The 11,616-nt window shown below is 33.0% G+C and carries 12 protein-coding genes and 1 pseudogene; 5 read left to right on the top strand and 8 right to left on the bottom strand.

All coding sequences use genetic code 11. The features are described from left to right. Both C568_RS0129455 and C568_RS35940 read left to right on the top strand, forming a co-directional pair. Nucleotides 1-232 (top strand): IS3 family transposase (locus C568_RS0129455; protein ID WP_018781582.1); only part of this gene is annotated, 232 nt, incomplete at its 5' end. Between the two features lie 38 nt (nucleotides 233-270). Continuing rightward, nucleotides 271-594: pseudogene (locus C568_RS35940) on the top strand (ATP-binding protein); the annotation flags it as partial. A 581-nt stretch (nucleotides 595-1,175) separates the two neighbouring features. Here C568_RS35940 and C568_RS0129440 read toward each other — a convergent pair. After that, entirely contained in the window at nucleotides 1,176-1,685 is a 510-nt protein-coding gene (locus C568_RS0129440; RefSeq protein WP_018783627.1) for a DUF4303 domain-containing protein, read from the bottom strand. Between the two features lie 292 nt (nucleotides 1,686-1,977). Here C568_RS0129440 and C568_RS0129435 point away from each other — a divergent pair, with 292 nt between their 5' ends. Then, on the top strand, nucleotides 1,978-2,355 hold the full coding sequence (locus C568_RS0129435) for a hypothetical protein (RefSeq protein WP_018783626.1): 378 nt from the start codon (nucleotides 1,978-1,980) through the stop codon (nucleotides 2,353-2,355). A 159-nt stretch (nucleotides 2,356-2,514) separates the two neighbouring features. On the opposite strand, the gene C568_RS31530 is transcribed toward C568_RS0129435, so the two are convergent. The 5 genes from C568_RS31530 to C568_RS0129410 form a co-directional block, all read right to left on the bottom strand. Next, a complete protein-coding gene (locus C568_RS31530; RefSeq protein ID WP_231399121.1) occupies nucleotides 2,515-3,069 on the bottom strand; it encodes a CPBP family intramembrane glutamic endopeptidase in 555 nt (184 codons plus the stop codon). Nucleotides 3,070-3,112: 43 nt separating this feature from the next. Continuing rightward, nucleotides 3,113-3,820 (bottom strand): IS6 family transposase, encoded by a 708-nt coding sequence (locus tag C568_RS0129425; RefSeq protein ID WP_018783624.1) that lies wholly within the window; start codon nucleotides 3,818-3,820, stop codon nucleotides 3,113-3,115. 55 nt (nucleotides 3,821-3,875) lie between these two features. Next, the gene (locus C568_RS31525) at nucleotides 3,876-4,595 is read right to left on the bottom strand and encodes an Rpn family recombination-promoting nuclease/putative transposase (RefSeq protein WP_095995426.1); all 720 of its coding nucleotides are present in this window, start codon (nucleotides 4,593-4,595) and stop codon (nucleotides 3,876-3,878) included. A 9-nt stretch (nucleotides 4,596-4,604) separates the two neighbouring features. After that, a complete protein-coding gene (locus tag C568_RS0129415; protein ID WP_018783622.1) occupies nucleotides 4,605-5,045 on the bottom strand; it encodes a hypothetical protein in 441 nt (146 codons plus the stop codon). A gap of 233 nt (nucleotides 5,046-5,278) precedes the next feature. Then, on the bottom strand, nucleotides 5,279-6,439 hold the full coding sequence (locus C568_RS0129410) for a tyrosine-type recombinase/integrase (RefSeq protein WP_018783621.1): 1,161 nt from the start codon (nucleotides 6,437-6,439) through the stop codon (nucleotides 5,279-5,281). A gap of 355 nt (nucleotides 6,440-6,794) precedes the next feature. Here C568_RS0129410 and C568_RS0129405 point away from each other — a divergent pair, with 355 nt between their 5' ends. Further along, a complete protein-coding gene (locus tag C568_RS0129405) occupies nucleotides 6,795-7,778 on the top strand; it encodes a hypothetical protein (protein ID WP_018783620.1) in 984 nt (327 codons plus the stop codon). 206 nt (nucleotides 7,779-7,984) lie between these two features. Further along, nucleotides 7,985-8,872: an Rpn family recombination-promoting nuclease/putative transposase gene (locus C568_RS0129400; protein ID WP_003209727.1), complete on the top strand. Its 888-nt coding sequence runs from the start codon at nucleotides 7,985-7,987 to the stop codon at nucleotides 8,870-8,872. Between the two features lie 854 nt (nucleotides 8,873-9,726). Here C568_RS0129400 and C568_RS0129395 read toward each other — a convergent pair. Both C568_RS0129395 and C568_RS0129390 read right to left on the bottom strand, forming a co-directional pair. Then, complete coding sequence (locus tag C568_RS0129395) at nucleotides 9,727-10,875, bottom strand: serine hydrolase domain-containing protein (protein ID WP_018783619.1); 1,149 nt, start codon at nucleotides 10,873-10,875, stop codon at nucleotides 9,727-9,729. 520 nt (nucleotides 10,876-11,395) lie between these two features. Next, nucleotides 11,396-11,616, bottom strand: a 221-nt coding sequence (locus C568_RS0129390; RefSeq protein ID WP_018783618.1) for a DDE-type integrase/transposase/recombinase, incomplete at its 5' end; no start/stop codon positions are given.

Genomic DNA, 11,616 nt, shown 5'->3' with positions numbered 1-11,616 from the left:
CATTACACAAAGTATGTCTCGTAAAGGAAACTGTTACGATAACGCAGTGATTGAAAACTTCTTTGGCATCATGAAGTCAGAATTTCTGTATCGAAAAGAATTTAAGAGTATAGAACATTTTAAGAAAGAACTAGCAAAATATATAAAGTACTATAATCATAAAAGAATTAAGGCAAAACTAAAAGGCATGAGCCCGGTACAATACCGGACCCATGCCCAAAAGGTTTCCTAATGAAATAACCTGTCTAACTTTATGGGGTCACTTCAAACTTACTTGAAAATTTATTTACTAAAAATCAGTTTGTTCGTATTCTTGTTAATTTTGATATTCCAGATGATGTACTCCAATTCAGAGTTTCTCAAAGCGAACGTAGTACGAATATATTTAGAGGAGCCTACTCAAATTTTGAGGAAGTTCTTATTCGACAACAAGCTGAATCCCTTAATGAAGATATAGTAGATCCAGTAGAAGGTGAAGCAGACCATTTATTTGTAATTAAAGACAACGAAAAAGTTGGTTCTGTTATTAAAGAAATTGTTCATATTGCTAAAGGACTTGAGTTAAAGAATAAATCATCAAATAACTTCCAGTAATAGGACGTTATGTTAACCGAACATGTATAGGATATACAGGGGAAATCTGTATCTAACCTACAACTTCATTGGTATAATATGTATACATAAGATTATGAAATGGAGATGGAAAAGATGGTAAAGATACATCCTTTTACTATTATTACTCTGTTTATCAGTATGTTGACCATGGTGTTATATGCAATCGAGAACTTCTCACAGGGCAACATGGGGACGGGTACTACGTTTATCGGACTAAGTATCATGTTCTTGGCTATGGGGACTTATAGCAATATACGAAATTGTAGATTAGCAAAACAATAAAATACAATACCATCTCCAAAATGAGGAGAGGTTTGCTGTTTTTTTTCTCATTCTGTCAGTAATTACAAACAAATGGGGATTCTTTTTTTGGAGTTTACCACCGAGCTTTATATCTGGAATGACAGGATATTTTGTAGCAAAAAACTCCTCTAAAGTTATGAATAAAAATGTATAGTAAGGGCTGTATTTTTAGATAAAGGCTCTGTTAATATTAATTGTTGACTTTCGAACAAAAGAAAACCGCCTCTTATAGAGAGCAGTTTTACTTATATTCATTCTTATGCAAATTCTGAAGCATATTCTTCGTATATCTTTAATGTATTAAGCAATCGAGCTGATTCAATCATGATTTCATTCGATGAATCAGTTACACAAATGACAATAAATCGATTATCATTTCTGTCTCCAAACAATCCTTCTGATTCAAGTTCCATTAACACATTTAACGATTCATTCAACAGTGTATTTACTCGCATGTTAAAGTCATCTTCGACGGTTTCATGATATTTCTTAATAATTTTGTTCACTTCATCAAACATTCCGAAATCGTCCCATTCGCTCCACTCAACAGCTCCATATCTATAATAATTGTATAAAGGGTCCGATTTATTAACTTTGATCAGTCTTTCTTTATTAGCCACTGGTCCAATGCTATTGACACAATCGTCTGTTAATATGGAGTACCCATATATTGTGTCAACACCGCACCTAGTTATAAGTTCGTTATAATGACAACGAATTGCATTTTTCAACTCAACATATAAACTTTCTTGAAGATGCATTTTCACCGTATTTCCTCCGTTCTTTTTGTAGCGACATGTTGTTCCATACTTCAATCTTAACATGAAAATCAACATTAAACGTTAACTGAGCCTAGATAAAAAAACTTCCGCTAACAAGAATTATGTGAACACAAAAGTCCCCCAGTTAAACAATCTGGAGGACTTTTAATAGTCTTCTAAATACATTGAATCTCGATAATAGGACGTTATGTCAAACTCACATGTATACTACATTTATTTCACATTTTATCTATCTTATATAATGATACAATGAAGATAATATTAGGAAATTGTGAGGGTGATTACGTTGATAAAATTTTTAATTAGTTATGCTGCAGGTCTATTTGCTTTTATTTTCGGATGGTTCTTGATTTCATATATTTTTAATCCTAGCTATATTCACCCGACCATTTTATTTGGATTCATTAAAATGATCGTCATTTATGGTAGTATACCAGCTCTTATAGCTTGTCTAATTGGGGAAGTCTTATACAGGAAAATCAAACGATGTAGAGAATTACAATTTGGAATTCCTGTATTTATAGGACTATCAGCTATCTATACACTTACACTATTTCTTTTTACTTTTACTTTTTCTTTTTCAAGTTTTTTTTATTTCGTCGCGCCTGTTATTATGGGGTCGTTAGCTTTTTATTTAGTACGTAGAAAAATATAATTAACTTCCGTTAACGAGAATTATGTAAAAAGTAAAGCCGTCCTGATGGACGGTTTTTTTGTATTTTTGGCGAGCGTGGTTTTTTCTAAAATGCTAGTGATACTCCTTATAGTCTTGCGAAATATAATTTTAAATAATGCGTCTTTTGCTTCATTATGATTATATAAATGTATATAAATTGTAAGTCATATGTCCAATTATTACTGGGATTATTGAGTTAGTTTTCTTATAAAGTAAACCATAAATTATACCCATTAGAGTTGCAAAAATAATGAATGCAAAGTCATAGTTATGAGCTAAACCAAATAATAAACTGGATATAATTAACCCAGTAAAAAAAGAATATCTGATTTCTAAAAATCTAAGAATAATTCCACGATATAGAATTTCCTCTAAAACAGGTCCGATTAATACATGTGTTGATATAGCAATTATGTATATGATAATAGATTGTTCGGACAATGTGTCTATGCCTAGATATATTGCTTGTATATTTGCTGAATCATTCGAGATGAGATCTGTTGTTTTACCTGATAAAACAACAAATATATTTGCAATCAATATATATAGATATGTCCTACCTCGATTTAGTGATTTAATATTAAGCGTAGATAATATTAGATTATAAAAAGATTTGCGTGTGAAAATGTAATAAATAGAAAATGAAAGTATAGAAAGGGTTAATAAAAAATCTGGTTCTGGTGCAAAAATCATTTGATAAAGACATAGAAACCTACATAGTCTGTTCAATGGCAGATTATGATGCAATTCCAAACAATTTATGTATGAACCTAACTTCATTTTGGGTAGACTTCACCCACAGGTGAAGTTGTCCTTTTTTCATCATATGCATGGTTTCAACGCCACTCAATATAGAAGTGGCTGTTTCATATGACTTGAATCCTAACATAGAACGCACACGTTTCTTAATGAAACGGTGATCCTGTTCCACTATATTATTGAGATATTTAACTTGTCTTATTTGTATGCCTTCAGGCATACGTTTCTCTTCTTTTAATTCTTGAATTGCTACAGGATAGGCTGGGTTCTTGTCTACTGTTATAACACGAGGTTTACAAATATGAGAAGCAGCCAAGGCTTTCTTGAAAAAGCGCTTGGCTGCTTGTTTATCTCTTGATTTACTTAGATAAAAATCAATGGTATTTCCTTCTGAATCGACTGCGCGATATAAATACATCCATTGACCTTTTACTTTCACATACGTTTCATCGACTCTCCAGGAATCATTTGTTGTCTTAAGATGACGTCGTACTCTTTCATCTAATTCAGGTCCATATTGATGCACCCAACGCATAATGGTGGTGTGAGCAATAGACAAACCTTGTTCCTCCATCATTTCCACCAAATCACGAAAACTTAGGTTGTACCGTAGGTACCATCTTACCGTTAATAAGATAATATCAGGTTGATAGTGCTTCCATTTGAACAAATTTTCCTTTTTCATACCGATCACACACCTTTTTTAGAGTAATAGTATCAGTATGTCCAAGATTTAGAGATTATTTGCAATTTCCCTGAAGTTTTTGCACCAGAACCGTTTCAACTGGTACTCCAAGTTCATTCATACCTTTAATCATTTGTATTTTCCCTTGTTGTACACCTTGTTCTATTCCTTCTTGAAGTCCTTCTTTTTTTCCTTCATTATGTGCATGCGCAAACTTTGCAGCCTCATCCATTAAAGCTTTTTCCCTTGCTTCATATGCTTGACGGAAAGAAGAATCTTGACTCATACGTTCCCACTTATTCATTGCTTTTTGTAAAATCGGATCTTGGTTCATCGCAATGTCCTCCAATGTTTGTGTAAGGTGTTCATCTTCATTTGCTGGCAATAATAGTAACCAGCGTACAAACGAATCCTCCCACGGATTTACTTTTTCTTCGCGCCATTGTTGCATTAGCTTTGGAATCTCTACAACGTGCACCTCTATATCATCGCTCAACATTCTTTGTTGTTGTCTATTCCAGAGTATTCCTGTTGTATGAAACTCATCATATTCTGGGAACATGACGAAATTTAATAAGTTTATGGTAATGGTTTTATGAAGTGAACTATAAGGCATTCCTTTTTGTAATTGAGATGTGTATAGCTTTCCCCAATAATACAAACTACGTTTAATCATATCGTGATTATTATTGAGCAGAATTTCTACATTTACATTTGTACCCGTATCTAATGTAGCTGAAACATCTAGAATGGACAATTTATGTACGTAAGATATTTTGTCTTTTTAATCATGCACTTGCATAGAAAGATAATAAATTCCCTTATTGGTTACGAAGACATATTCTTCATAACTACAAGCATAATAGGCTCCAATATCTAATTTTACACAATAAACTGCTTTAATCCCTTGTTTAAATGTATTCAATAACTGTTCTATTATAAATTCCTTCGGTGTTAGTCCTTTCAAATCATATCCACTTGGTATTGTTCCGAACCAATACTCTTCACCTTCAGGGAATTCACAAGAAAGGAAATCCTGCTGCCATTCTTTCAACTGTATAAGTTCTATTGTGTCTTCACTAGTAGCTTTTATATCCTTTTTTATAAGCTCACATATATCTTCTTGTGTATTTTCTGATAAAAGATATAGCCTATAATCATTACCTACGCCATCATATTCATTAACCTTAGCAAAATCAATTAAAATTCTATGTATCTTTTCCATTTCTAATCTCCTTCGGCAATAATTAGGAAATAGTTCCACCTTCATTATAGCAAGGTTCTACACGCTTCCCTATGGATATGTTAATTGTTTAGGGAATCTTGGCGAAGAACTAATGAACATCCTTATAAGAACAACAAAAAAACAGGTAGATAATCAATTTTAATTATGTAAAAAATACATAACTAAAAACAGTGGTATTGAAGCTGTTTAATACAAAATATAAAGCGATATAATTAGAATTCATCTTCCGAAATTAGATTTCCAGCATCATTATCTTTCGTTAATCGTTGTTTCAAATAATTTTCTTTTGTCGTTCTATCATTTTTATGACCAACTGCAGCTGCGATTACATGAGGTGCAAGCCCCTTGTAATCATATAAGTACTGTACATAAAAATGTCTAAAGAAGTGAGGGGTAATTCTTATATTCTCTGTAAAGGCTAACTTGGTATCCTTAATGACTTTAGAAATATATTGTGACAAGTAATTCTCTCTATAAGCTGAATGGTTCTTTGTTTGAAATATAGTCCCACCATTTTTATTCCCAATGTTTATAGGTAACCTTCTCCGGATTCGAAATGCAACAATACGATTAAAAATTTCCTTATTAATAGAAACAATCCGTTCATTATCCCCCTTTGTATCTACTGTTAAATAATAACGTCCACGTATATCGTCATACTCAAGATCTTCCCACTTTGCATGCGCAACTTCTGCAACACGTAACCCTGTAGTAGCTAGGACCGATAATAAAGCGTAATTGATCTCATTATCCTTATAGTAATGAAGCAACTGCTTCACTTCCTCATATGATAACTCGCGTTTTGGTTTATGGTGTTTATTAACGGTCGTACTTAGAATTTCCACATGAAGAGGTTCCTGGATATATTGAATTTCATATAGCCATTTCAAATACGAACGGATCACACCAAGTTTCCGACTAATCGTAGATGCTTTGTATTTCTCCTTGGATTGATAGGAAACAGCCTCCTCCGACAACCACCTCTGATAGTTACGGATATGACGTTTTCGTAGATTCTTCCATATACGATCATCTTCGTAGTCTTTTACATCTTGTTGCAGAAATTCTGTGCTTTTTTTAACAAAGAAATAGAATTGACTTAGATCACGTGCATATAAAACACGTGAATTATCCTTTATTCGTTTTTCCTTATCAAAATGAGTTTGTCGGTTTAAATAGTAGTACAGTATTTCTTCATCAGAAAAACTATCATATGTTTGTTTATCTTCTCGTTCATTGTTTTCTTTTCTTTGCTCCGCTTGTTTTAGAATATCTTCATTCCAAATTGCAATTATGTTTGCGAAATTTTGTTTTTGTTTCTCTATATTTTCTAAAGAAGTTTCACTATGAATTGTATTCAATTCAAATTTCATTGTCATTCAACTCCTTATTAATTCTTTTTATATCTATTATTATAACTGAATTACATTCAAAATTATTTACATAGTAAGATTAAATTTTATAAAAATGAAAGTGTAATATGACTATAGAAAAACGCCCCTTTTCTATAGTTGTTATACGTTTACTTTTATTTATTCTTATTTATTTGTTTTATACTATAATAAAAATGAATTTAATTATAAATTATACCCCGTTATTAGATGCTAATTTAAATAGTTTACTTTTTATTTATGTTATAATAAATTTAAATTATCTATTTTATAAATTATAATTTACATAATAATATTATTTCTTATATATATAAATGGAATCTTAGGGGGAACATAAATGCTTAGTACATATGAAATAAATATGACCACGAATGAGGTAAAAGAGTACTTAGATATTAGTCACTTCACATTTAATAATTTAATGAAACAGGGACAACTAAATCCAATTAATAAGGATACATGGCGTTTAGATGGAAGTTTTTTATTTAACAGAGAAGAGGTAGAGGAATTAAAAGAAGAACTTGAGGTAGAAGGAATTACTTTATATCAAGCAAGCAAAGCGTATCATATCAGTATGTATCAACTCGAAAAATGGATAGAAGAGGGAGAGTTAGCTTGTACTATACAGGAGCATCGTAATCGTAAAACAAAATTTGTAAAAGAAGATGACATCCGTGAATTAGTACAACAAATAGAGCGGAAAAATACGATCTATACATACTCACAAAAGCATAATGTAGTATTATTACAAAGGTTTATGAAAGGGAATACGTTAGCACGTATTATCTCGATTCCAAAACGTGGAGATATCATACTTCGTGATGAATTTGGGAATGACATGACATTAGGGGATGCAATAAAAGTAGGATATGAGCCTGTCTATGTTTTATCTGATCAACCGCGAAGTCATCATCAAAGATTTGTGAAATTCCGTTTCCCTAAATTTGACCAATTACGAAGTGAGATTTTTCGATTTATTGATCTCATATTACAGTATGTGTCTCCGAGAAACTTAAAAATATCAGTAGAAGATGAATTTTGGTATTTTGATATTCGTCAATCTCTAGTATCATTACCATCTGGAATGCAGACCGAATGGATGGATAGTTTAGCACCCTATATAATAGAAGGAAAACTGATACAACGTGTTAATAATAGTGTATATTTAGATAGTAATACCGTAACAAAGCCGGTAACTCTCACAAGTAACGAGTATAAATCTATAACAAAAATTGTAGAAGAAACAAACAGTTCCATCGAAGAATTTATTAAAGATGCAATTCAAGATAGAATTAATCAGCACTTACTTAATCAAAAATAAAAAAACGTCCCAAAAAGTAAAGGTTTTGGAACCATATTAATTAGGGATAATTACAATTGAATGTTGTAACTTTTTAGTGCTCCAAAAATTGATGACAAAAGTGAGTTTAGAAATTTGATTCATATTTGTATAAGTTTGCATGTCCAGATTGTTTTTATGTACAATAAAGAAAAAGAAATAGCATTAGACAGAGAGAGGAAAAACCTGTGTCCAATCAAAAATTAGTAAATTTACGCATCGATTTTGCTTTTAAGCAATTATTTGGTACAAATGGTAGTGAGGATATTCTCATCGCGTTTTTAAATGCGATGCTACAAGATTCCTTAGAATCACCTATTGTTTCTTTACAGCTAGAAGATCCACATTTACATCGAGAACATGAAGAGGATAAATTATCGATTTTAGATATTTCAGCTACATTAGATACAGGAACAAAAGTAAATGTAGAAATACAGCTCAATAATAATCACGATATGATCAAACGAAGTTTGTATTATTGGGGGAAGCTATTCACATCGCAATTGCAAAAGGGGATGCCATATAGTTCTCTTCATAAAACTATCACCATTAATCTGTTAAACTTTGTGATGTTTCCAGAATATGAAGCGTTTCATACAACAGGAATCCTGTGGAATAAGCAACAACAGAAGATATTGAGTGATGATATAGAAGTTCATATGGTTGAGATTCCGAAGTTAATGCAACAGTGGCGGAATGAACAAGTAAATCCCTGGGAAGATTCTTTTGTTCGTTGGTTATTATTACTTCCAGCGAATGAAGATGAACACTTAACTCAAACATTGGAGGACATTGCCATGAATCAAGATCCAATTTTACAAAAAGCAATGAATAAGTGGGAACGCATGAGCCAGGATTCTTCTTTCCGACAAGCCTATGAGGCAAGGGAAAAAGTGTTAATGGATGAAGCTGCAAAGGTTGCTCATGCTCGTAATGAGGGGAAGAAAGAAGGAATCCAAGAAGGAAAAATACAAATGATTAAAGGTATGCATGAACTAGGTGTACCACTCGAAACAATTGCTAAAGCAAGTAAATTAAGTATAAATGATATTGAACGTATTTTAGAGGAGAAATAAAATAAAAAAAGCACATAAAATGGGGATAACATGCGCAAGAAAATAGTAATTTAGGTAACTTAACCATAATATAAAAGCTCTGATTTATGGCGCTTTTTCTTTTTTCTCAATAAACAATATAGATAAATATGGTAAAATGGTAAGTGGATGGGAGTCCACATACATATTATTAAAATTAAGATGGTTCAAGTCGGAGAAAGGTACCTTAGGGTGCCTTTTCTTTTTTAAACGGACCTGCTCATATATCATTTAAAAACATAGGGTAGCACCACATGCCCATCAACTTAAGAAATTGGTTGTTCCCCAAAACGAAAAAAATAAGTTAAATTCTCATAAATAACTGTAAAATAATAAAATTTTACGTTTTTTGGAGACTTCAAAGTATTAGCTTGATGGACATTGGTACTAACCCTAGAAGGAATGAGTTTTTTGTTTTACTACTGATAATGGGTGTTATGAAAAAGAAGACCAGTACATAAAAAAGAAATCTTTATCATATTTTACTATGAATAATTTGTATATTATGTAAAGTGAAGATATTCCTGGAATAAGGTATCTCTTTATATTTTTAGTATGTTTAAAAATTTTGTATATGGAAACTGGGAGAATATAAATGAGGTAGCAGGACCCTATATTAAATATTTTGCTATTACTGCAGTGGCTCTTGCTGTGTTCTATTTTCTTGTAAAAAAATTAATGAGAAGACGTGGCTAGTAATTTATTATTAGGGGCCACCATACATTACTATCAACCTAAGATGAATTTATACCCATAATTCATAAAAAACGCCATCCTTTCCCATTTGGAGTGAACCCTGAGAATGAGACGATAAAAAACACCTCTCTAAATTTTTTCTAACTTTGCAACAGAACCGGATTATCAGCTTTTCCTAAGCTGTTCAAATTGACGGCTAACGTATGCTTACCTCCAAGTGTACCTCCAGCAAAAGTACTAAACCCTGGAATGCCACCTGAGTGTCCCCATATCGAGACACCGTTTGGAAGCTTAGTTTCATAGATTCCAAGACCATATCCGCTGATTTCAGCACTTCCTGTAGGAACTGTAGTAAGCATTTGTTTTAGTTGCTGTTCCTTCAGTAATTTGCCACTGAGTAAGGAAGAGAAGAATTTGATTAAGTCATCTGCAGTAGAAATCATATCTCCAGCCGAGCTACCTATACTTGGGTTATAATAAGTAACGTCTTTTAGCTCAATTGCTCCGTCTGGTTGGAAATATCCACGGGCATGGTTGGTGCCTGGAATAACGCTTGAATTGCCAGGTAGAAATGTATTCGACAATTCAAGTGGTTCAATAATCCGATTTTCAATCTCTTCCGCATAACTGTTTCCGGTTACTTTTTCAATAAGGATACCCAGTAATACGTATCCTGTGTTTGAATAAGACCAGCCCTTTCCTGGGGCAAAGTCTGGGGGCAGCGAAAGTCCAATCTTCACTAGTTCTTCTGCAGTAAATGATTTTTTTGTATTCTTAAAAAAATCAGCTTCTTTTGACCTTGAGTATTCGGCGATACCACTTGTATGGTTCAATATCTGCCGGATAGTAATCTGTTTAGCATCATATCCGTTTCCTTGAATGACACCAGGCAACCATTTTTCGATGGAGTCGTCTAGATTCAGGCGGTTCTCTGCAGCTAATTGAAGTACAACCGTTGCGGTGAACGTCTTCGTCACGCTGGCAATACGAAAGTGAAAATCTGTTTTCATTGGTTTCTTGGTGATCAGATTCGCTACCCCAGCGGCATAACCCCACGTTTTTCCACCCTCAGAAGTTTTAGCAAGTATCCCCGGGAATCCAAGATGCAATGTATCCCGCATTGCTTGCTTGACGGAATTACGATCTCGTTGAGTGCTTGTTTGTGACGAACTAGATACATTTTCAGTGGGATCTGCTTTTACAATTGAGGTTGGCGTTGTGTATAACAGGGAGCTTCCAGCTATTAATAAGGCAAGACTTGCAAATGTAATTTGACTACGTGTTTTCATAAGGCATTCCTCTCCTCTATTCATATTGTATGGGCGGTTGCTTGTTGTTTCGTACTAACTACACAGCTATCATCCCCACCAATGACAAAAGAGCAACATGGAATTCGTAATTATCTTCATAATGATTATTTTTATCCTAACAAACGGTGAATCCCCCTTTCACTCTTCTTTATATTTTTATCTTACACAAGAAAAATTTCTTTTTTCTTATCCATTCCTTACAAATTTCTTACGTTCAAAATAGCTTCTATAATTAGGATAGCAGAAGCATCTGTGAAAATGCTTTTCCAATAAATATATTAATCAAAAAGAAACACGGAAGTTTTTCACTTCTATGTTTCTTTTTTCGTCTTTTAATTATTAAAGATTCGATTTACTCCGAACGAGAGTTCAGCCACATGTTCATCAACTTAAGAAATTAATTGTTCCTCAAAAAGAAAAAAATGAACTAAATTCCCGGTTCTGGTGCAAAAACCATTTGATAGAGATATAGAACCTACATGGCCTATTCAATGACAGATTATGATGCAATTCCAAATAACTTATGTATGAACCCAACTTCATTTTGAGCAGACTTCACCTGTAGGTTAAGTTGTCCTTTTTTCATCATATGCATGGCTTCAACGCCGCTCAATATAGAAGTGGCTGTTTCATACGATTTGAATCCTAACATAGAACGTACACGTTTCTTAATGAAACGGTGATCCTGTTCCACTATATTATTGAGATATTTAACTTGCC

The organism is Bacillus sp. 95MFCvi2.1 (assembly GCF_000374965.1).
GTDB lineage: Bacteria > Bacillota > Bacilli > Bacillales > Bacillaceae_G > Bacillus_A > Bacillus_A pseudomycoides.
This window is presented reverse-complemented; position numbering and strand designations above follow the sequence as displayed.

Coding starts and splice junctions, on each gene's coding strand:
- C568_RS0129415 (WP_018783622.1), bottom strand. CDS start 5,045: ATGGAAAAGATACATAGAATTTTAATTGATTTTGCTAAGGTTAATGAA.
- C568_RS0129405 (WP_018783620.1), top strand. CDS start 6,795: ATGCTTAGTACATATGAAATAAATATGACCACGAATGAGGTAAAAGAG.
- C568_RS0129410 (WP_018783621.1), bottom strand. CDS start 6,439: ATGAAATTTGAATTGAATACAATTCATAGTGAAACTTCTTTAGAAAAT.
- C568_RS31530 (WP_231399121.1), bottom strand. CDS start 3,069: ATGATTTTTGCACCAGAACCAGATTTTTTATTAACCCTTTCTATACTT.
- C568_RS0129425 (WP_018783624.1), bottom strand. CDS start 3,820: ATGAAAAAGGAAAATTTGTTCAAATGGAAGCACTATCAACCTGATATT.
- C568_RS0129395 (WP_018783619.1), bottom strand. CDS start 10,875: ATGAAAACACGTAGTCAAATTACATTTGCAAGTCTTGCCTTATTAATA.